Origin of the sequence: Mesorhizobium sp. LNJC405B00 (assembly GCF_000502615.1) — a bacterium.
Classification (GTDB): domain Bacteria; phylum Pseudomonadota; class Alphaproteobacteria; order Rhizobiales; family Rhizobiaceae; genus Mesorhizobium.
On the sequence record NZ_AYWC01000024.1, the window covers coordinates 33,244 to 53,537 of the forward strand.

General features: G+C 62.6%; 18 protein-coding genes and 1 pseudogene. 13 read left to right on the forward strand and 6 right to left on the reverse strand.

Annotated elements, in window-relative coordinates:
• Nucleotides 1-36: 36 nt before the first annotated feature.
• From X756_RS138805 to X756_RS138795, 3 genes and pseudogenes are all read right to left on the reverse strand, one after another.
• Nucleotides 37-312: pseudogene (locus X756_RS138805) on the reverse strand (ABC transporter permease subunit); the annotation flags it as partial.
• 75 nt (nt 313-387) lie between these two features.
• The gene (locus X756_RS138800) at nt 388-1,671 is read right to left on the reverse strand and encodes a M23 family metallopeptidase (protein ID WP_023731530.1); all 1,284 of its coding nucleotides are present in this window, start codon (nt 1,669-1,671) and stop codon (nt 388-390) included.
• 164 nt (nt 1,672-1,835) lie between these two features.
• Nucleotides 1,836-2,303 (reverse strand): peroxiredoxin, encoded by a 468-nt coding sequence (locus X756_RS138795; RefSeq protein ID WP_023731531.1) that lies wholly within the window; start codon nt 2,301-2,303, stop codon nt 1,836-1,838.
• Nucleotides 2,304-2,487: 184 nt separating this feature from the next.
• Between X756_RS138795 and X756_RS01000000166110 the strand changes: the two genes are divergently transcribed.
• Together X756_RS01000000166110 and X756_RS1000000170135 are read left to right on the forward strand one after the other, a co-directional pair.
• Complete coding sequence (locus X756_RS01000000166110) at nt 2,488-4,824, forward strand: DUF3971 domain-containing protein (RefSeq protein ID WP_245264587.1); 2,337 nt, start codon at nt 2,488-2,490, stop codon at nt 4,822-4,824.
• Nucleotides 4,706-5,950 (forward strand): AsmA-like C-terminal region-containing protein, encoded by a 1,245-nt coding sequence (locus X756_RS1000000170135; protein ID WP_245264588.1) that lies wholly within the window; start codon nt 4,706-4,708, stop codon nt 5,948-5,950. Before X756_RS01000000166110 ends, X756_RS1000000170135 begins: the two co-directional genes overlap by 119 nt.
• Nucleotides 5,951-5,967: 17 nt before the next feature.
• Here the strand turns inward: X756_RS1000000170135 and tyrS are convergent, their stop codons facing one another.
• On the reverse strand, nt 5,968-7,221 hold the full coding sequence (gene tyrS, locus X756_RS138790) for a tyrosine--tRNA ligase (protein WP_023731532.1): 1,254 nt from the start codon (nt 7,219-7,221) through the stop codon (nt 5,968-5,970).
• A 254-nt stretch (nt 7,222-7,475) separates the two neighbouring features.
• On the opposite strand from tyrS, the gene X756_RS138785 reads away from it, so the two are divergent.
• From X756_RS138785 to X756_RS138770, 4 genes are read left to right on the forward strand one after another with little or no spacing between them, the layout of a single operon-like run.
• Nucleotides 7,476-8,210, forward strand: a complete 735-nt coding sequence (locus tag X756_RS138785; protein WP_023694104.1) for a glycosyltransferase family 2 protein — start codon at nt 7,476-7,478, stop codon at nt 8,208-8,210.
• The gene (locus X756_RS138780) at nt 8,203-8,535 is read left to right on the forward strand and encodes a lipid-A-disaccharide synthase N-terminal domain-containing protein (protein ID WP_023669132.1); all 333 of its coding nucleotides are present in this window, start codon (nt 8,203-8,205) and stop codon (nt 8,533-8,535) included. The genes X756_RS138785 and X756_RS138780 overlap by 8 nt, the downstream gene beginning before the upstream one ends.
• A 39-nt stretch (nt 8,536-8,574) precedes the next feature.
• Nucleotides 8,575-10,218, forward strand: a complete 1,644-nt coding sequence (locus X756_RS138775; RefSeq protein ID WP_023731533.1) for a glycosyltransferase family 39 protein — start codon at nt 8,575-8,577, stop codon at nt 10,216-10,218.
• Nucleotides 10,219-10,248: 30 nt separating this feature from the next.
• The gene (locus X756_RS138770; RefSeq protein ID WP_023706431.1) at nt 10,249-11,145 is read left to right on the forward strand and encodes a phosphatase PAP2 family protein; all 897 of its coding nucleotides are present in this window, start codon (nt 10,249-10,251) and stop codon (nt 11,143-11,145) included.
• 38 nt (nt 11,146-11,183) lie between these two features.
• On the opposite strand, the gene X756_RS138765 is transcribed toward X756_RS138770, so the two are convergent.
• Complete coding sequence (locus X756_RS138765) at nt 11,184-11,831, reverse strand: FMN-binding negative transcriptional regulator (RefSeq protein WP_023700865.1); 648 nt, start codon at nt 11,829-11,831, stop codon at nt 11,184-11,186.
• Nucleotides 11,832-12,053: 222 nt separating this feature from the next.
• On the reverse strand, nt 12,054-12,728 hold the full coding sequence (locus X756_RS138760) for an alpha/beta hydrolase (protein WP_023669128.1): 675 nt from the start codon (nt 12,726-12,728) through the stop codon (nt 12,054-12,056).
• 256 nt (nt 12,729-12,984) lie between these two features.
• Here X756_RS138760 and X756_RS138755 point away from each other — a divergent pair, with 256 nt between their 5' ends.
• The 7 genes from X756_RS138755 (at nt 12,985) to sufA (ending at nt 20,216) form a co-directional block, all read left to right on the forward strand.
• On the forward strand, nt 12,985-14,148 hold the full coding sequence (locus X756_RS138755) for a cysteine desulfurase family protein (RefSeq protein ID WP_023711505.1): 1,164 nt from the start codon (nt 12,985-12,987) through the stop codon (nt 14,146-14,148).
• A 187-nt stretch (nt 14,149-14,335) separates the two neighbouring features.
• A complete protein-coding gene (gene sufB / locus X756_RS138750) occupies nt 14,336-15,853 on the forward strand; it encodes a Fe-S cluster assembly protein SufB (protein ID WP_023706434.1) in 1,518 nt (505 codons plus the stop codon).
• A gap of 27 nt (nt 15,854-15,880) precedes the next feature.
• On the forward strand, nt 15,881-16,636 hold the full coding sequence (gene sufC, locus X756_RS138745; RefSeq protein ID WP_023711504.1) for a Fe-S cluster assembly ATPase SufC: 756 nt from the start codon (nt 15,881-15,883) through the stop codon (nt 16,634-16,636).
• A gap of 43 nt (nt 16,637-16,679) precedes the next feature.
• Nucleotides 16,680-17,948 (forward strand): Fe-S cluster assembly protein SufD, encoded by a 1,269-nt coding sequence (gene sufD, locus X756_RS138740; RefSeq protein WP_023731534.1) that lies wholly within the window; start codon nt 16,680-16,682, stop codon nt 17,946-17,948.
• A 132-nt stretch (nt 17,949-18,080) separates the two neighbouring features.
• Nucleotides 18,081-19,322, forward strand: coding sequence for a cysteine desulfurase (locus X756_RS138735; RefSeq protein ID WP_023731535.1), 1,242 nt, complete (start codon nt 18,081-18,083; stop codon nt 19,320-19,322).
• 21 nt (nt 19,323-19,343) lie between these two features.
• The gene (locus X756_RS138730) at nt 19,344-19,730 is read left to right on the forward strand and encodes an SUF system Fe-S cluster assembly protein (protein WP_023684865.1); all 387 of its coding nucleotides are present in this window, start codon (nt 19,344-19,346) and stop codon (nt 19,728-19,730) included.
• A gap of 105 nt (nt 19,731-19,835) precedes the next feature.
• A complete protein-coding gene (sufA, locus tag X756_RS138725) occupies nt 19,836-20,216 on the forward strand; it encodes a Fe-S cluster assembly scaffold SufA (RefSeq protein ID WP_023731536.1) in 381 nt (126 codons plus the stop codon).
• The last annotated feature ends 78 nt before the right edge of the window (nt 20,217-20,294 follow it).

The window sequence follows — 20,294 nt, forward strand, 5'->3', positions numbered from 1 at the left end:
CGACGGACGCCACCGCGACCCGCCTGACGCATCTGCTCAATATTGGATCGTCCGGCGCTCGATCAGCACCACAAGATAAAACAGGACGATCGACAGGCCCGATGACAGCACGATCGCCGCGTAGAGGCGGTCCGACTGGTAGTTGAAGGACGCCTGGATGATCAGCGCGCCAAGTCCTTGGTCGGAGCCGATCCATTCGCCGACAATGGCGCCGATCACGGCGGTGGCCGAGGCAATCCTCAGCGATGAGAACAGCATCGGCAAAGCGCGCGGCAGCCGCAGGCTCCAGAACGTGACGCCGGAGCACGCGATGTCGGATTGCCAAACAACAGGATGGTACAACGGGTGAAGGAGGCGGGGGCGTGCAACCAGCCGCCTGGCTTGACCCTACAGATACTGCTCGACCTTCTTGCCGACGGTCAGGAAGCGCAGCGGGTCGATGGCCTCGCCATTGTGGCGGACTTCGTAGTGCAGGTGCGGGCCGGTCGAACGGCCGCTGCTGCCGGTTTTGCCAATGATGTCGCCGGCTGCGAGTTTTTGGCCGACGGCAACGTCGATCTCGCTCAGATGGCCGTAGCGCGTGGCAAAGCCGTTGCCGTGATCGACCTCGACCATGCGGCCATAGCCGCCGTTCCAGCCGGCCTTGGTAACGATTCCGGCCGCCGTGACCTTGGCTGCCATGCCGACCGGCGCGCGGAAATCCATGCCCGAGTGCAGGGCAGCGGTGCGGAGGATGGGGTCGGTGCGCACGCCGAACGGGCTGGTGACGGAGTGGCCCGGCGCCGGGTTGGCGAGCGGCAGCCGCCGCGCCTCTTTCTTCAACTGGTCGAGCGTATCCAGCGCCTCGTCCAGTTCCTTGACCTTGCTGTCGAACATCATCGAGCTGTCAAGCGGGATCAGCGGTCCGCCGACATCGCTTTCGTTTTTGCCGAAATCGCTGTCGACCGGCAGACCGGCCGCTTCCAGCGCCTGGGTGATGGCATCGGCGTTCTTGTAGGCGTTGTCGGCCAGGGTTTCGATGCGGGTGAGTTGCTGGCTCTCGATAGCCTTCAGTGAATCATTGATCGAGACGAACAATTTGTCGGCGCGGTCCGCAGCCGTTTCGCTGGGCAGCGGATCGGAACGTGTCGACCACAGCGAGAATGGCCTGGTGTCGCCCGAACCAAGGCTGGCGACCGAATAGGCGAGTGGCTCGCCGCCAGTCAGTTCGGCATGTTCGTCGGGTTTTGTTGTCGCTGCGGCATCAGCGGTTGGCAGCGTCCCGACTTCGTTTTCGGCCCGCTCGAGAATCGGGCCGAGGCGGCCATGGCGCTGGCTGAGCTGGCTCTGCCGCTCGATCAATTCGCTGACCTTGGTTTCCATCAGTTTTTGGTCGAGAAGCTGGCGGCTGGTGATGCGGTCGACCTGCGCGCGCAATGCGGAAATGCGATCTTCATAGGCCTGCTGCATGCGCGCCTGCCGGGCCGTGGTGGCGCCGATCAGATCGTCGCGCAGTACGAGATAGGAGGTCGCCAAGAGATAGCCGATGGCGATCGCCGCCAGTGCCGAGCCGAGAAAGGCGACGAGCCACGGCCGGATGGTGAAATGCCGTATTTCATTGCCCCGCGCAATGATGACCGTATGCGGCTCCTTGCGCCTGCCGAAGACCGCTGACTGACCGGTTAGGTTCACGGGACCAAGCTTTCGTTACGACACCAACGAAGCCCGATTACACATTATTAGGGTTAACAAAGTTTTGCCGTCGCGGGCGCGCTAGTGACCAACGGTGTCAGCCAACCGCATATATGTCTTATGCCCCTAATGCACTGCGCGGCGTTGGCCAGATCGGTGGCGCCTCAGAGCGCGCGGACCGCCTCCAGCACTGCTTCGGCATGGCCTTTCACCCGGACCTTGCGCCAGATCCCGGCGATCCGCCCGTCCTTGCCGATCAGGAACGTCGCCCGCTCGACGCCCATATAGTTGCGGCCATACATCGTCTTCTCGACCCACAGATTGTAGGCCTCGATCACCTTGCGCTCCTCGTCGGCAACCAGGTCGACGGTGAGGTCGTATTTGGTTTTGAACTTGTCGTGCTTCTTCACGCTGTCCGGCGACAGGCCGATCACCACGGCGCCGGCCTTTTCGAACTCCGGCTTCAGCTGCGAAAAGCTGATCGCCTCATTGGTACAACTTGTGGTGTCGTCCTGCGGATAGAAATAAAGTACAACAGGCTTCCCCCGCATCGAGGCAAGGCTGAGTGAGCCGCCGCCGTCGCGCGGAAGTTCGAATTGCGGCGCAACGTCGCCAATGTCGAGATCAGCCATATCGATGCCCTTGTTTGAGGTTACGCGGCCCTAAATCAAAGAGATAGAGCATGATGCCTGGACAAACGGAAACCGTTTGTCCGAGAAAACCGCCTCACACTTTTCGGCATCATGCTCTAGCCTGCGTCGTTATAGTGTCGGGCGGGGATTCGTCCACGATCGAATTCGCACAACGGAAAATTGCGTGGATCAGGAAGAACCGCAGCACGAGAAAATCCGGTTCAGGCGTGACGAGATCACCGACCTGGGGGCTTTCCCGTCCGCTTGCCGCGTGCCGCCGCTCGGCAAGGCACGGATCGGCCGCGGCTTTCGCATCCTTGCCCGGCTGTTTGCCGGCATTGGAGCCCTTGTGCTGCTGGCAGCGGCCGCCGTCTACGTCATCGGCGCCACCGGCATCGGCAACGAACGGCTGCGGTTGGAAGCCGAAACGGCGATCGAGAAACTGGCCGGTTTCGACGTCAAAGTCGCCGTCGGTCCTGCCAGCCTGACACTTGACGGATCGAGCTTCATTGCGCTGCAGGTCAAGGATGTCAGCGTCGAGACGGCCGACGGCAAGCCGATGGCCGATGCCGGGCGCGTCCGCTTCGGCATCCGGCTGATCCCGCTGCTTTCGGGCGAGGTTCGGCTGACCAGCGCCAGGATTTCCGACGCCCATATCGTCACCGCGGCAATGCCGTCGGGTGGTGACTGGACAGCGCGCCTGCGCAATCAAGACGGTCTCATCGATCCGGAAAAACTGGCCGCCGCCGTCTTCAGTGACGTCAATCGTGCACTCGATGCCGTGCGCGAGGATTCGATGCGCCGCATCGATCTCAAAAATGTCGCATTCGAGCTGCCCGAGGCCGGATCGGTCAAGCTGGTCATGATCGCCAACGCGACGGTGCTGCAGTCGGGCCCCGGCAGCGTGGAGTTCTCGTCCGAGGCGGATGTCGATGGCCGCGCGCTCACCGTCACGGCCACCGCCACCCGCGATACGAGCTCGATGCGCGTCACCGCCTTGAACGCCGCCATCGACATGGCGGATGTCGCGGAGACAACGCCGGCGGCCGGCGGGCGAACCGGCGCGATTGCTTTGAAGCTCACCGGATCCGAAGGCTCGGGCGAGACCGATTCGCGGCTGACGGGCTCGCTGTCGCTAACCGGCTCGGTGCTCGACCTCGGCACACGCGGGCTGTTGCCGGCCGATGTCGATGTCGACGCCGCCCTTGTCTCCGGCTCCAACAAGATCGATGTCGGCAGGCTGGTTCTAAAGACCGGGCGCTCGGCGTTCAATTTCGCCGGCTCGATCGGGCCAAAGCCGTCGACCGGCGCGGCCGGCGAGGAGCCTTCCTATCGTTACGACCTGACCAGCGACGGCTCGACGCTGGCGCCTTCGGAATCGCCCGAGCCGGCGCTGAATTTCTTCGCCCGCATCGCCGGCGTCTATCAGATCAAGAGCCGCAAGCTTGTCGCCGACCAGATCGGCATCAGGTCGGGATCGGGGAGCGAAGTGCTGGGAACCGCTGCGGTTTCCTTCATCGACAACGGACCGCCGGGTATCTCGGTGTCGCTCAACGTCCACGACATGGCGGTCTCGCACGTCAAGCAATTGTGGCCCTGGTTCTCCGCCAAGAACGCGCGGCTGTGGGTGCTGCAGAACCTGTTTGGCGGCCGCGTCGTCGATGCCAGCCTGCAGTTCCAGGTCGTGCCAGGACGTCTCGGCAACGGCGTGCCGCTTTCGGCCGACGAGGTGTTCGGCCGCTTCCAGGTCGAGGGCTCGCGTTTCGACACCGCCGGCCGCATCCCGCCGATACGCGATGCCGTCGGCGTCGTTTCCTTCCACGGCAACGATGTCGACGTCGCGCTGTCCTCGGGCAGCGTCTATATGCCAAGCGGCCGCACCGTGGCGGCAAGCAATGGCACACTGTCGGTAAAGGCGGCAAACCACCCGCCGGTGATCGGCGCGCTCGACATCGACGTCGCCGGTGAGGCGCCGGCCATCGCCGAACTTGCCTCCTACGAACCGATCAACGCCATGCGCCATGTCGGCATCTTGCCGGACGACCTGTCGGGCACGGTGACCGGCCACGTCAAGGCCGACATTCCGTTGCAATCCGGCGTCGATACGTCGAAGCTCGATTGGCTGGTATCGCTCGACTACAAGGACCTGTCGCTCGGCAAGCCATTCGAAGGCCAGATGGTGACCGATGCCGACGGTTCGATCGAAGTCGGGCCTGACAAGGCGGTGATCTCTGCCAAGGCGCGGCTGAACGGCATTCCAGCCGAGCTCGATCTGGTCGAGCCGCTCAGGGATGGCGGCCCGCCGCGCAGCCGCAAGGTGGCGCTTGTGCTCGACGACNGAGCTCGATCTGGTCGAGCCGCTCAGGGATGGCGGCCCGCCGCGCAGCCGCAAGGTGGCGCTTGTGCTCGACGACAAGACGCGCGCCATCGCCATGCCTGGCCTGTCGCCGCTGATTTCCGGCACCATCAAGGTGGCAATCGACAAGAGCGGCGAAGGCGGCAGCCAGAACGTCGACGTTGACCTGACGAGCGCCAGGCTGGACATTCCCTGGGCAGGCTGGAGCAAGGGGCCGGGCATTCCCGCCAATGCCACTTTTACCATGAGCAAGTCCGGCGATACCACGACGCTGTCCGACTTCGACCTCGACGGAAAGAGCTTTTCGGTCGAAGGCGATGTCGTCCTGGTCAAGGGCGCGCTGTCTTCGGCCCGCTTCAGCAAGGTCGCCTTGAACCGTGGCGACGATGTCGCCGTGACGGTGAAGCGGTCGGGCAAGGGCTTCGCAGTCGATGTCAGCGGCAACGCGCTCGATGCCCGCTCGCTGATCAAGCAGTTCACCTCCGATGTCGATACCGCCACCAAAACCACCGGCACGGACGCGGTTTCGGTCAGCGCCGACGTCAATTCGCTAACCGGGTTCCATGACGAGGTCCTGTCCAATTTGAAGCTCGACTACAATGCCGCCGGCTCCAGGGTGAACAGGCTCAAGGTCAGCGCCGCGGCAAGTTCCGGCGCCGCCATCACCATCAGCAATACGGCAGGCAATGGTGCTCGCGCGCTCACCATGAAGTCGGCCGACGCAGGCGCCATATTGCGCTTCCTCAACATCTACGAGCATATGGAAGGCGGATCGATCACGCTGGCGCTCAGCGGCGCAGCCGACGGCCCGATGCGTGGACAGGTCGATTCGAGCAACTTCTTCATCGTCAATGAACCGAAGCTCGCCTCGATCGTCTCGACCACGCCAACCGGCGACAGCCGCAGCCTGAACGAAGCGGTCAAGGGCAAGATCGACACTTCGCGGGTAAAGTTCGAGCGCGGCTTTACCGAGATCGACAAGGGGTCGGGCTATTTGAAATTGGCGAATGGCGTGCTGCGCGGCCCGCGCATCGGCACCACCTTCCAAGGCACGCTCTACGACCAGAACAACAATATGGACATGACCGGAACCTTCATGCCGGCCTATGGCCTCAACCGCATCTTTGGCGAACTGCCGCTGGTCGGCGCGCTGCTCGGCAATGGCCGCGACCGCGGGCTGATCGGCGTCACCTACCGGCTTAAGGGCAACGCCAACAAGCCGGTGCTGGACATCAACCCGCTATCGGTAATCGCGCCGGGCATTTTCCGCTCGATCTTCGAATATCGCTGAGGATCCCAGAAGACGGGTCAGACCGGCCGCACCAGAACGTGTTTTTTCTTGCCCACTGAAAGCTTTGCGACGTTTTCCGGACTCAAATCCTGAGGCGTCACCATCCGCCGGTCGTCCGCCACCGGCTGGTCGTTGAGGCGCACGGCGCCACCCTGTATGTGACGCCTTGCCTCGCCGTTTGACCCGGCAAGGCCCGCGCTGACCAGCAGCGACAGGATGCCGATGCCGGCTTCCAGCGCGGCGTCGTCCACTTCCACGGTCGGCAGCGTTTCGGCCGTCACGCCTTCCTCGAATGTCTTGCGCGCAGTTTCCTCGGCCGCGAGCGCCGCCTCGCGGCCGTGCACGATGGCCGTGGTTTCGGTGGCCAGCACCTTCTTGGCCTCGTTGATCTCCGAGCCGCCAAGGGCGGCCAGCCGCGCGATCTCCGACAGCGGCAGCCGGGTGAAGATCTTCAGGAAGCGCTCGACGTCGGCATCCTCGGTGTTGCGCCAGTACTGCCAGAAATCATAGGGCGAGAAGAGGTCGCCGTTCAGCCACACCGCGCCCTTGGCCGATTTGCCCATCTTGGCGCCCGACGATGTCGTCAGCAGCGGCGTGGTCAGCGCATAAAGCTGCGGCCTGCCCATGCGGTGGCCGAGATCGACGCCGTTGATGATGTTGCCCCACTGGTCCGAACCGCCCATCTGCAGCCGGCAGTCGTGGCGGCGGCTGAGCTCGACGAAATCATAGCCCTGCAGGATCATGTAGTTGAATTCGAGGAAGGACAGCGACTGTTCGCGCTCGAGCCGCAGCCTGACGCTGTCGAAGGTCAGCATCCGGTTGACCGAAAAGTGGCGGCCGACATCGCGCAGGAACTCGACATAGTTGAGCTTCATCAGCCAGTCGGCATTGTTGACCATGATGGCGTCATTGCCAGTGTCGCCGAAGCGCAGGATGCGGCCAAAAATGCGCTTGATGCCTTCGATGTTGGTGGCGATCGCCTCGGGGGTCAAAAGGCTGCGCTGGTCGTCGCGGAAGGACGGGTCGCCGATCATCGAGGTGCCGCCGCCCATCAGCGCGATCGGCCGGTGGCCGGTCTCTTGCATCCAGTAGAGCATGGTCGCCGATATCAGATTGCCGATGTGCAGGCTGGTCGCAGTGGCGTCGTAGCCGACATAGGCAGTCACCGTTTCCGTCGCGAAAAGTTGATCCAGCCCGGTCTCATCCGAAATCTGGTGGATGAAGCCGCGCTCGCTCATAACGCGCAGGAAATCGGACTTGAAGGCGGGCATTGTTTCTTCCTGAAAGCGCCGGGTCCGAACGGCCCGGCATGGCCTGAACGCGGGCGTTTAGCATTCAAGCGCGTCAAGCAAAAGTGGTTTCCGATTTTGCGCCGGCATGGACAGCCTATTCTGCACTGCCGCGCATGCTTGCTTCATCCTGTCGGCTGGCGTAATGAGGCGCCGCGCCAACGGGTTCGATCCGCTGGAACGGCACCGCACGGCATCCACCGAATGCCATATCTTGTGACAGAGCCCGACGCGATATGCCGGACGCATTGATATCCATCGTCATTCCCTGCCGCAACGAGGCGGCGAACCTGCCGCTGCTGATCGACGAGATCGAGGCCGCGATGACCGGGCGCGACTTCGAAATCATCGTTGTCAATGACGGTTCGACTGACGACACCGCTTCGGTGCTTGCCGCTGAAGCCGCCACACGTCCGTTTCCGCTTCGGCAGCTTCGGCACGAAAAATCCGCCGGCCAGTCGCTTTCGGTGCGCTCGGGCGCCTGGGCGGCGCGCGGCTCGATAATCGCCACCATCGACGGCGACGGCCAGAACGACCCGCAATATATCCCCGTGCTGGTCGATGCGCTGCGTCGGGCAGGGCCCGATTTCGGCGCCGCGCAGGGGCAGCGGTTGAAGCGCCGCGACAGCAAGATCAAGCAATTGGCATCGCGTTTCGCCAACTGGCTGCGCGGCGCGATCCTGCATGACGACACCCGCGACACCGGTTGCGGCCTGAAGGCGATCCACACCGATATCTTGCGCAAACTGCCGTTTTTCGACGGTACGCATCGTTTCGTTCCGGCGCTTGTCATCCAGGAAGGCTACCGCGTCGTCCATTGCGACGTCGTCGACCGCTCCCGCCGCCACGGCAAGTCGAATTACGGCATCTTCGATCGCGGCCTGCAGGGCGCGCTCGATCTCGCCGGCGTCTGGTGGCTTCGGCGCCGGCGCCGCAGAATGCCAAAGGTAGAGGAAATCACGCATGGCTAACGTGTTTCAGGAATTGGCGACCTGGCTGCACCAGGTTTTCGTCAAGCAGTTCGACGCCTGGGTTCTGCTCGGCTTCGTTGCCCAGTTCTTCTTCACCATGCGCTTCCTGGTGCAGTGGATCGCTTCGGAAAAGGCCAAGCGCAGCGTCGTGCCGATCGCTTTCTGGTTCTTCTCGCTGTTCGGCGGCGGGCTGCTGCTGGTCTACGCCATCCAGCGTGAGGATCCGGTGTTCATCGCCGGCCAGGCCATGGGCATGGTGATCTATGTCAGAAATTTATGGCTCATCGCCAATGAGCGCAAGGCGGCGATGACCAAGGTCGACTGAGCCACCAGTCCCGCCAAATTCAGTCTGTCCGGTGTCGAAATGAGCAGGAACTACATCTTTCTCTTCCTGTTCAGCCTGGTGATGACGGCGTCGGGACTGGCCTCTTTGCCGCCGCTCGACCGCGACGAGCCGCGCTTCGTCCAGGCGACCAAGCAGATGACGGAGACCGGCGACTATGTCGACATCCGCTTCCAGGACGCGTCGCGCTACCAAAAGCCGATCGGCATCTACTGGCTGCAATCGGCGGCGGTGACGCTGAGCGGCGAGGGGGCACAGGCGCCGATCTGGATTTACCGGCTGATCTCGGCGCTGGGCATCGCCATCGCCGTCGTAGCAATCGCCTGGACCGGGGCCAATCTGTTCGGCGCCAACGCCGGTCTTGCCGCCGGGCTGGTCATGGCGGCGATTTTCGCCACCGCCTTCGAAGGCCGCGACGCCAAGACCGACGCGATGCTGCTTGCCTGCTGCGTTCTGGCGCAAGGCGCGCTGGCGCAGATTTATCTGGCATCGCGCCGCAACGAGCCTGTCGCCGGCCATCTGCCGTGGATTTTCTGGGCTGCGCAGGGCGCGGCGATCCTCATCAAGGGGCCGATTACACCGCTGCTGTCGGCGCTGACGGTGCTCACGCTGGTTGCTTTCGAGCGCGACTGGCGCTGGCTGGCGAGGCTGAAAGCCGGGCGTGGGCTGATTCTGGTGCTGTCCATCGTGCTGCCTTGGCTCGCCCTCATCACCTGGAAGAGCAACGGCGCCTTCCTGCAGCAGGCCGTCGGCAAGGATATGCTCGGCAAGGTCGCGCAAGGCGAGGAGTCGCACGGCGTTCCGCCGGGCTTCTACGTGCTGACCTATTGCCTGTTCATGTGGCCGTTCGGCCTTGTGGCGCTCGGCGCCGGACTGCAGGCGCTCAACCGATTGCGCGACGATCCGCGCCTGCGTTTCTGCCTCGCCTGGTACATTCCGTTCTGGCTGGTCTTCGAATTGATCCCGACGAAACTGCCGCATTATGTGCTGCCGGCCTATCCCGGCATGGCCCTGCTCATCGGCTGGCTTGTGACGCTGACACCGCAAGAGGCAAATGCGCCGCTCAGGCGCTGGCAGACATGGCTGTGGTGGGCGACCGCATTCGGCACCGTCCTGGTGACAGTCGGTCTCGCCGTGCTTTGCGTCGGTGCGCCGATCTATCTCATGAAGACATTTTTATGGTGGAGCGTTCCGGCCGCCGCGGCAGCATTGGGCGCCGGCTACCTCGCTGTTTCGCGCCAGAAGCTGGTGCCGCTGGTCCGCATCGGCGGGGCTGCGGTTTGCGCCGGTATAACCTACGCCCTGCTGTTCGGTGTCATCGTGCCGTCACTGAAACCGATTTGGATGAGCCGGGAAATCGAGGCGGCGGTTCGCGCCGATCGTCCCTGTGAGATGAGCGTGCTCGCCTCCGCGCAATATCACGAACCGAGCCTGGTATTTCTGGTGGGCACAAAGACGGTACTGACCGATGTCGATGGGGTTGCGCAACATCTGCTTGGCGATCCGGCCTGCGCTTTGGGCCTGGCGCCGGTCGGCGATGAAAAACGGCTGGATGACCTGCTGGCAGGGCAAGGCAAGAAGGCCAGCCGCGTCGCCGAGATCGACGGCATCAACTATTCGTCAGGTGATAAATTGTCGCTCGGCCTGTACCGTGTGGCGAACTGATATCTCTTCGATGATCGCTTCGAGCTCCGCATGTTGACGAAGTCGCCATCACCGGCGCGTGCCGCTATGCCTGCCATGCTCCGGCAGTCTGTCGATAATTTCCGCGATACTTTCGGGATTGTACGGCATCGCCTGGCGACGCGCCCGGCGCGCTACCCGAAAATCCTGTGGTCGGTCTGGGTCGTGGCCTGGCTTTTGCTGACGATCGCGGTGTCGCTCCGTTTCGACCATCTTGCGGGCACCATGGCGAGGCAGTGGGCTTTAGGCTCGACCAATGTCTTCCGCATCGCCGAGTTTTTTACCTTCTTCGGCCTAGGCGGCTGGTATCTTGTCCCGTCGGTACTGGTGCTGATTGCTGCGAATCTGACGGATTGGCGCAGCCTTTCCCGGCGCGCGCGGATGACCTTCTACAACTGGACCTGCTTTGCTTTCATGGTGCTGGGTTCGATCGTACTCTCGGCCATGGTCGTCAACGTGCTGAAATATGGCGTGGGCAGAGCCAGGCCAATGAATTTCGACAAGCTCGGCGATCTGTCGCTGCATCCTTTTTCCATGGAGGCGCGCTTTGCCAGCTTCCCATCCGGCCATGCCACGACCATGGGTGTCATTTTCGGCATTGCGCTGCTGTTGTTGCCCCAGCGCAGATGGGTGCTGCTGGCTGCAACCTTGTCGGTCGCATCGACCCGAATCTTTATCGGCGCGCACTATCCGAGCGACACTGTCGCCGGATTCGGCCTTGGCTGTGCTGTTGCCATCGTCTGCGCGATGGTGCTTGGCCGGCTGGGATGTATCTTCCGCTACACGGCGTCGGGGTTGCCGGTGGCAAAAACTACGTTCCGCCTATTCCGTCGGGCTCGCAAACCAAACCAAAACGATGCGCCGAGACAGACGAATTTCCGCATTGGAGCAGCGCCGGCAGGCAACTGAATTGCTGACGCCTTTGGAACCATCTAAGACCACCCCAGCTAGCTGTCGATGCCACCCCAGCTCCGCACCAGCCGAGCCATGTCGGGCGCGCCGGCGGCGTCCTTCTCCAGCCCTTCGGCGACACCGACGCGGTCGGCGACAGGCCGGTTCTGGCTGACTTTCCACTTGCCGCTGATTTCGGCGATCTCGATCTCAAGCCCGACAATGCCCTTGATTTGCGACTGGATGAAGGTCGGCGGCGCATCGGTCACCGCCCAGGGTGCCTCGCGGGCGCCTTCCTGCGACAGCGTCAGCTCGGTGATCTGCTGTGCGATCCAGGCGGAATCCTCGATCACTCTGACGGTTCCTCGCACCTGGACAATGGCGTAGTTCCAGGTCGGCACGACCTTGCCGGTCTCGCGCTTGGTCTCGTACCAGGACGGCGTCACGTAGGCGTCGGCGCCCTGGAAGACGACCAGCACCGGCGATGTCGGATTGTCGGCCAGCTGACGCCATTGCGGGTTGGCCCTGGCCAGATGGGCGCGCAGCCGGCCATTCGGCCCAACCTCTGCATCAAGCAGGAAGGGAATGGCATTGGCGACCGGGCCATCGGTGCCGTTGGAGATCAGCAACCCCAGCGGATGCGTCCGGATCAGCCCGTGCAGGACGTCCGGCCGCGTTTCCTGGAAATGGGGAGGCTGGTACATGATCGGNCATGATCGGTCATGCCTTCTTGCGCTGGCTGAACCGGCATTGTGCACCGTTCAGCCGAGCCGCGCCACATGTCAGGCTGGCTTCACCGTTTGGATCAGCCGAAATGGCATTTTCGCGCCCATGATGGGCACGACTGTGACGGCATCGGACCGGGAGTTTTTGTTTTGACGCAATTCCGGACGGAAAACCCGTTTACACTTTTCCTGGAATTGCTCTTAGCGCAGCCGCTTCGGCCGCGGATCGGACAATTCGCCGGCCAGCCGTCGGTCGAGATAGTCGGCGCATTCCTCGAGCAGCAGATCGGCGTCGTTGGCGAAGAAGTGGTTGGCGCCTGGCAAGGTCTTCTGCGTGATGGTGATGCCCTTTTGCGTGTGCAGCTTGTCGACCAGGCCCTGCACATCCTTGGGCGGCGCCACCTTGTCGGCATCGCCATGGATGATCAGACCCGATGACGGGCAGGGCGCCAGGAACGAGAAATCATAGGTGTTGGGCTGCGGCGCGATCGAGATGAAGCCCTCGATCTCGGGCCGGCGCATCAGAAGCTGCATGCCGATCCAGGAGCCGAAGGAATAACCGGCCACCCAGCAGCTCTTGGAATCCGGATGCAGCGACTGCACCCAGTCGAGCGCTGCGGCGGCATCCGACAATTCGCCGGTGCCGTGGTCGAATTCGCCCTGGCTGCGGCCGATGCCGCGGAAGTTGAAGCGAAGCGTGGTGAAATCGCGCTTCTGGAACATGTAGAAGAGGTCATAGACGATCTTGTTGTTCATGGTGCCGCCGAATTGCGGATGCGGATGCAACACGATGGCAATCGGCGCGCTCTTCTCCTTGGAAGGCTGGTAGCGGCCCTCCAGGCGGCCGGCCGGACCGGTGAAAATGACCTCAGGCATGAACTACTCCAAATGGCATACGAATGCGCGGCGCCCGGAACAACTCTTTACTCTAGCCCCAGCCCTTCCGGGCCTTGACGCAGGGCAAGCGTCTTCTTAGAAGCTAGTTTAGAATTGTTCAAAACTGGATAGCCAGCCGTGACGGCCCGGCCATCCTCGCCGCAAGCCGCGTAAATAGGACGTCTTGCCTTGCAATTTCAAGGAAATAACGCGCTATCCTTGCGGAAAGGGTCTTGACGGGATCGATTGGGTGAAAATGGCCGCAGCACGCGCCTATCTCGACTACAATGCCAGCGCGCCGCTCATTGCCGAGGCGCGCGAGGCGATGATTGCCGCGCTCGATCTCGTCGCCAATCCGTCGTCGGTGCATGCCGAGGGGCGCGCGGCGCGGCGCCTGATCGACACTGCCCGGCGCGATGTGGCAGCACTTGTCGGCGCCAAGGCCGAGCATGTCGTCTTCACCTCCGGCGCGACGGAAGCCGCATCGACGCTGCTGACACCGGATTGGCGGATGGGCCGTGGCACGGTGCGCATGAGCCGGCTCTATGTCTGCGAGGCCGACCACCCTTGCCTGTTGAACGGCGGCCGCTTCCCGGCAACACAGGTTTCGCGGATCGGCGTCGACGCCGATGGCATCGCTGACCTCGCTCAGCTGACAGCCGCTCTGGCCGCGCATGACAAGGCCGAAGGCCTGCCGTTGGTCGCGATCCATGCAGCCAACAACGAGACCGGCGTCATCCAGCCGATTGATCGCATCGCCGCGATCGTCAATGCGGCGGGCGGCATTCTGGTGGTCGACGCGGTGCAGGCTGCGGGCCGTGTTCCCATCGATATGTCAGCGGCTTACGCCGACTATTTGATTCTGTCTTCGCACAAGATCGGCGGCCCCAAGGGTGTCGGCGCCGTCGTTGCGGCAGCCGATCTGATGATGCCGAAGCCGCTGATCAATGGCGGCGGCCAGGAAAAGGGCCATCGCGGCGGCACCGAAAACCTGGCGGCCATCGCCGGCTTTGGCGCCGCGGCGCGGCAGGCTTTGGCTGGACTGAAAGACGTCGAAGCGATCGCGCAACGCCGCGGCGAGGTCGAGAAAACACTCAAAACGCTGGTGCCGGACGCAGAAATCTTCGGAACCGGCGCGCCAAGGCTTGCCAATACGACATTCTTCGCTATTCCCGGCATCAAGGCCGAGACGGCGCAGATCGCGTTCGATCTGGCTGGCGTTGCGCTGTCGGCGGGATCGGCCTGTTCGTCGGGCAAGGTCGGGCCGAGCCATGTGCTGAAAGCCATGGGTCATGGCGACAGCCTGGGCGCTTTGCGCGTGTCCATCGGCCACGCAACGAGTGCCGGGGATATCGAACTGTTCCGTGCTGCGCTGGCCGGTATTGCCCAGCGCCGGGCGGGCAGGGAACAAGCCGCCTGAGGCGGCGACAAAGAATTCAGGCCTCGCGGCCTGGTAGAGCCGTGCGTTTGCAAGTGGCCGGGTGAATTCCCGGCCGAGACGCACTATATGAAACTTACGCCGCCTTCGGCGCCTCATGGGCAGCCCTCGGCGATGCCATAGTTTGAAAACTGTCGGGCCTTGACCCCGGCGTGGATGGAGAACGCTTATGCCTGCTGTGCAGGACACGATCGATCGGGTCCGAAAGATCGACGTCGACCAGTACAAATACGGATTCCAGACAGAGATCGCGATGGACAAGGCCCCCAAGGGCCTGAGCGAAGACATTATTCGCTTCATCTCGGCCAAGAAGGATGAACCGTCCTGGATGCTGGAATGGCGTCTGGAAGCCTATCGGCGCTGGTTGACCCTGGAAGAGCCGACCTGGGCGCGCGTCCATTATCCGAAGATCGACTTTCAGGACCTCTATTACTACGCGGCGCCCAAGAGCACGCCCGGCCCGACCTCGCTGAGCGACGTCGATCCCGAGCTGTTGAAGGTCTACGAGAAGCTCGGCATTCCGCTGCGGGAACAAGAAATCCTCGCCGGCGTGCAGAAAACCGACGTCTCCGATCTCGAGGAGCCCAGCGACAACGTCTACAAATCGGGCCGTGTCGCCGTCGACGCGGTGTTTGATTCCGTTTCCGTCGTCACCACGTTCAAGAAGGAACTGGCGCAGGCCGGCGTCATCTTCTGCTCGATCTCGGAAGCCATCCGCGAGCATCCGGAGCTGGTGCAGAAATATCTCGGCTCGGTCGTGCCGACATCCGACAATTTCTACGCCACGCTGAATTCGGCTGTCTTCACCGACGGCTCGTTCGTCTTCGTGCCCAAGGGCGTGCGCTGCCCGATGGAGCTGTCGACCTATTTCCGCATGAACGAGAAGAACACCGGCCAGTTCGAGCGCACGCTGATCATCGCCGAGGAGGGGGCTTACGTCTCCTATCTCGAAGGCTGCACGGCGCCGCAGCGCGACGAGAACCAGCTGCATGCCGCCGTCGTCGAACTGGTGGCGCTCGACGATGCCGAGATCAAATATTCGACGGTGCAGAACTGGTACCCCGGCGATGCCGAGGGCAAGGGCGGCATCTACAATTTCGTCACCAAGCGCGGCGACTGCCGCGGCCACCGTTCGAAGATCTCGTGGACGCAGGTCGAGACCGGTTCGGCGATCACCTGGAAATATCCCAGCTGCATCCTGCGCGGCGACGATTCCTCCGGCGAGTTCTATTCGATCGCTGTGTCGAACGGCTACCAGCAGGTCGATAGCGGCACCAAGATGATCCATCTCGGCAAGAACACGTCGAGCCGCATCATCTCCAAGGGCATTGCCGCCGGCTTCTCGCAGAACACCTATCGCGGCCAGGTCTCGGCGCACCGCAAGGCGACCAACGCCCGCAACTTCACCAATTGCGATAGTCTCCTGATCGGCGACCAGTGCGGCGCGCACACCGTGCCCTACATGGAAGCCAAGAACTCGACGGCGCAGTTCGAGCATGAGGCGACGACGTCAAAGATTTCCGAGGACCAGAAGTTCTACGTCATGCAGCGCGGCATCCCGGAAGAGGAGGCGATCGCGCTGATCGTCAACGGCTTCGTCAAGGATGTCATCCAGCAGCTGCCGATGGAGTTCGCGGTCGAAGCGCAGAAGCTTATCGGCATCAGCCTCGAGGGCTCGGTCGGCTGACCGGACAATATATCCAGGAAAGAAAAAATGCTTGAGATCAAGAACCTGCATGCCCGCATCGTCGATGACGGCACCGAGATCATCCGCGGCCTGAACCTGACGGTGAAAAACGGCGAGGTCGCTGCCATCATGGGTCCGAACGGCTCGGGCAAATCGACGCTGTCCTACATCCTCGCCGGCCGTGAGGACTATGAGGTCACCGAAGGCGACATCCTCTATAACGGCCAGTCGATCCTCGAAATGGATCCGGCCGAGCGCGCCACCGCGGGCATCTTCCTCGCCTTCCAGTATCCGATGGAGATACCTGGCGTCGCGACCATGGAATTCCTGAAAGTGGCGATGAACGAGCAGCGCAAGGCGCGCGGCGAGGAGCCGCTGAAGATCCCGGAATTTTTGAAGCGGGTGAAAGAGGCGGCAGCCTCGCTCTCGATGGAGATGGCGATGCTCAAGCGGCCGCTCAATGTCGGCTTTTCCGGCGGCGAGAAGAAGCGGGCCGAGATCCTGCAGATGAAGCTGCTGGAGCCAAAGCTCTGCGTGCTCGACGAGACCGATTCCGGCCTCGACATCGATGCGCTGAAGATCGTCTCGGACGGCGTCAACGCGCTGCGTTCGGCCGACCGTGCCATCATCGTCATCACCCACTACCAGCGCCTGCTCGAGCACATCGTGCCCGATAGCGTGCACGTCCTATACAAGGGCCAGGTGATCAAGTCCGGCGACAAGTCGCTGGCGCTCGATCTCGAAGCCAATGGCTATGCCGGCGTGATCGGCGAAGCCGCGTGAGATGCCAGAAGGCCATTTTATGCTGAAAGGCGGGGCAAAACTGATGAATATGCATACACATCCCCAGCGCACACAGGCCGAAACGGCGTTGATCGACGCTTTCGGCGAGCGGTTGTCGCTGCTGCCGGGCGACGGCGCGGTGATGCTGAAGCGCGACGACGCCATTGAGGCAATCAAGCACGGGCTGCCGACGCGGCGCATCGAATCCTGGCATTACACTGACCTGCGCCGGCTGTTGACTGCGGTGCCGGCGTTCGATCCGACGGCCGCCGCCAAGGGGCTGGCGCCCATCGTCGAAGGTTCCGCCGTTCTGGCAGTTCTGAACGGCGTCTCGAGTGCGAAATTCCCTGCCATCGAAGGCGTGACCGTCCAGCGCCTGTCGGAAAAGCTGACTGACGGCTCGATCGCACCGGGCCTCGATCCCTATGGCAGCGATGACGCCATCGGTGCGCTGAACACCGCCTTTGTCGCTGACGGCTATTTCGTCGACATTGCGGATGGCACAGCACTGGAAAAGCCGATCGAATTGCAGAATTTGCAGGCCGGTGGCCAGGTGCATGTGCGCTTTCCCGTGCGTGTCGGCGCCGGCGCAAAAGCTGCTCTCGTCGAGCGTCAGGCCGGCGAGGGCGCGGCACTGGGCAGCTCGGTCAGCCAGCTCGTTCTGGGCGAGGGTGCGGACGTTACCTGGCTGATCGTGCAGGAGCAGCCGGAAACGGCCACGCATCTTGCCCAGTTCAAGGCGCATCTCGGCAAGAATTCGAAGCTGACCGTGTTCTTCATGAATGCCGGCGGCAAGCTTGTGCGCCAGGAGATCGTGGTGAAGACCACGGGCGAAGGCGCCGACTTCAAACTGCGCGGCATCAACCTGCTCGCCGGCGACACCCACACCGACGTGACCATGGTGCTCGACCATGCCGTGCCGCATACGACATCGACGGAAGTGATCCGCAATGTCGTGACCGGCAAGGCGCGCGGCGTCTTCCAGGGCCGCATCAACGTCCACCAATACGCGCAGAAGACCAACGCCAAGATGGCCTGCAACACGCTGCTTTTGTCGGATGATGGCGAGTTCTCGACCAAGCCGGAGCTCGAAATCTTCGCCGACGACGTCATCTGTGGCCATGGCGCGACCGTCACCGAGATCGACCACAACCATCTGTTCTACCTGATGGCTCGCGGCATCGACGAGAAGAGCGCCCGTGGCCTGCTGGTCAAGGCGTTCGTCGCCGAAGTGATCGAGGAACTGGACGACGAAACCATCGTCGAGGCCCTGGAAACAAGGCTGGACGACTGGTTCGTGGCGCATGGGTAGCGCCTCCCCTTCTCCCCTTGTGGGTCCGAAGGACGGGCGAGGCAAGTGACTCGCCCCGGGCGGTGGCCGAGCGAAGCTCGGTCGGATGAGGGGTGCGTGACGAAGTGAGGCGGTGCCTCAAGAGAGCTTGTAATGGACCAGAAGATCGAAACAACCCCATACGACGTCGAGGCGATCCGCCGCGACTTCCCGATCCTGTCGCGCGAAGTCTACGGCAAACCGCTGGTCTATCTCGACAATGGCGCCTCGGCGCAGAAGCCGCAGGTGGTGCTGGATACGATCCAGCACGCCTATTCCCAGGAATACGCCAACGTGCATCGCGGCCTGCATTTCCTGTCGAATGCCGCAACCGACGCTTATGAGAAGGCACGCGAGACGGTGCGCCGTTTCCTCAATGCGCCAAGCACCGACAACATCGTCTTCACCTCCAACACGACCGCCGCCATCAACACCGTGGCTTACGGCTATGGCATGCCCAATATCGGCGCGGGCGACGAGATCGTGCTGTCGATCATGGAGCACCACTCCAACATCGTGCCGTGGCATTTCATCCGGGAGCGGCAGGGCGCCAAGCTGGTCTGGGTGCCGGTCGACGATCTCGGCATCTTCCACATCGAGGAATTCGAAAAGCGCCTGACCGACAAGACAAAGCTCGTCGCCATCACGCATATGTCGAACGCGCTGGGCACGGTGACGCCGATCAAGGAAATCGTGCGCATCGCGCATTCGCGTGGCATTCCCGTACTTGTCGATGGCAGCCAGAGCGCCGTGCACATGCCGATCGACGTCCAGGACCTCGACTGCGATTTCTTCGTCTTCACCGGTCACAAGGTTTACGGGCCGTCCGGCATCGGCGTGCTTTACGGCAAGAAGGATATTCTCTCGGCCATGCGCCCTTTCATGGGCGGCGGCGAGATGATCGAGGAAGTGACGGAAGACGTCGTCACCTACAACGAGCCGCCGCACCGCTTCGAGGCCGGCACGCCGCCGATCGTGCAGGCGATTGGCTTGGGTGCAGCATTGGAATACATGGAAAAGGTTGGCCGCGAGCGCATTGCCGCCCATGAGGCCGATCTCAAGACCTATGCGCATGAACGGCTGCGCGCCATCAACTCGCTGCGCATCTTCGGCGACGCGCCGGACAAGGGCGCCATCATTTCTTTCGAATTGCAGGGCATTCATGCCCATGACGTGTCGATGGTGATAGACAGGCAGGGTGTTGCCGTCCGCGCGGGCACCCATTGCGCCCAGCCGCTGTTGAAACGCTTTGGCGTAACCTCCACATGCAGGGCATCGTTCGGCATGTATAATAACAGGGCCGAAGTCGACGCTTTGGCCGATGCGCTGGAAAAAGCGCGCAAGTTCTTCGGGTGACAGGTTCTTTGGATGACGACCATGGATGATGCGAGCCACACCACCGCGCCGGAAGCGGCCGTCAATCCGGTGGTTTCCGCCTCGGCAATTCCCGCCGACGAGCTGGCGCGGCTGACCGACGACATCGTCTCGGCGCTGAAGACGGTCTATGACCCGGAAATACCGGCCGACATCTATGAGCTCGGCCTCATCTACAAGATCGACATCGAGGACAACCGCGCGGTCAAGATCGACATGACGCTGACCGCGCCCGGCTGTCCGGTGGCCGGCGAAATGCCCGGCTGGGTGGAAAACGCCGTCGGCGCCGTCGAAGGCGTCTCCGGCGTCGAGGTCAACATGACCTTCGACCCGCCCTGGTCGCCCGACCGCATGTCGGAAGAGGCGCAGGTGGCGGTGGGCTGGTACTAGGTTGACTGAGGTTGGTGCACTTGCACCAGTGGTAAAACTTCACCATTTTAGGTGAGGAATCATTCGGCAGGCCTTGAACCTGCATGGAATGGAAGAGGAAAAAGAATGGGACGCTTCGCCGTCATCATGATGACCGAAAAGGCCGCCGACCGGGTGCGCGAGATCGTCGCCACGCGCGACAATGCGCATGGCATTCGCCTCGGCATCAAAAAGGGCGGCTGCGCCGGCATGGAATACACGGTCGACCTGGTGACCGAGCCCAATACCAAGGACGACCATATCGAACGCGACGGCGCGCATGTCTATGTCGCGCCCGAGGCTGCCCTTTTCCTGTTCGGCACCGAGATGGATTTCGAGCAGACCACGCTGCGCACCGGCTTCACCTTCCACAACCCGAACCAGAGTTCCGCCTGCGGCTGCGGCGAATCCGTCGAACTGAAGCCCGCCGACCTGAAGGCGCTGGCTGAGGCGCGCGCTTCGGCCTGATCTTCCTTCTCCCCGTTCACGGCATAGGCGCTAAGATAGCTTTGGCATGGACTGAAACTTGCGCTTTCGTGGTGGTTC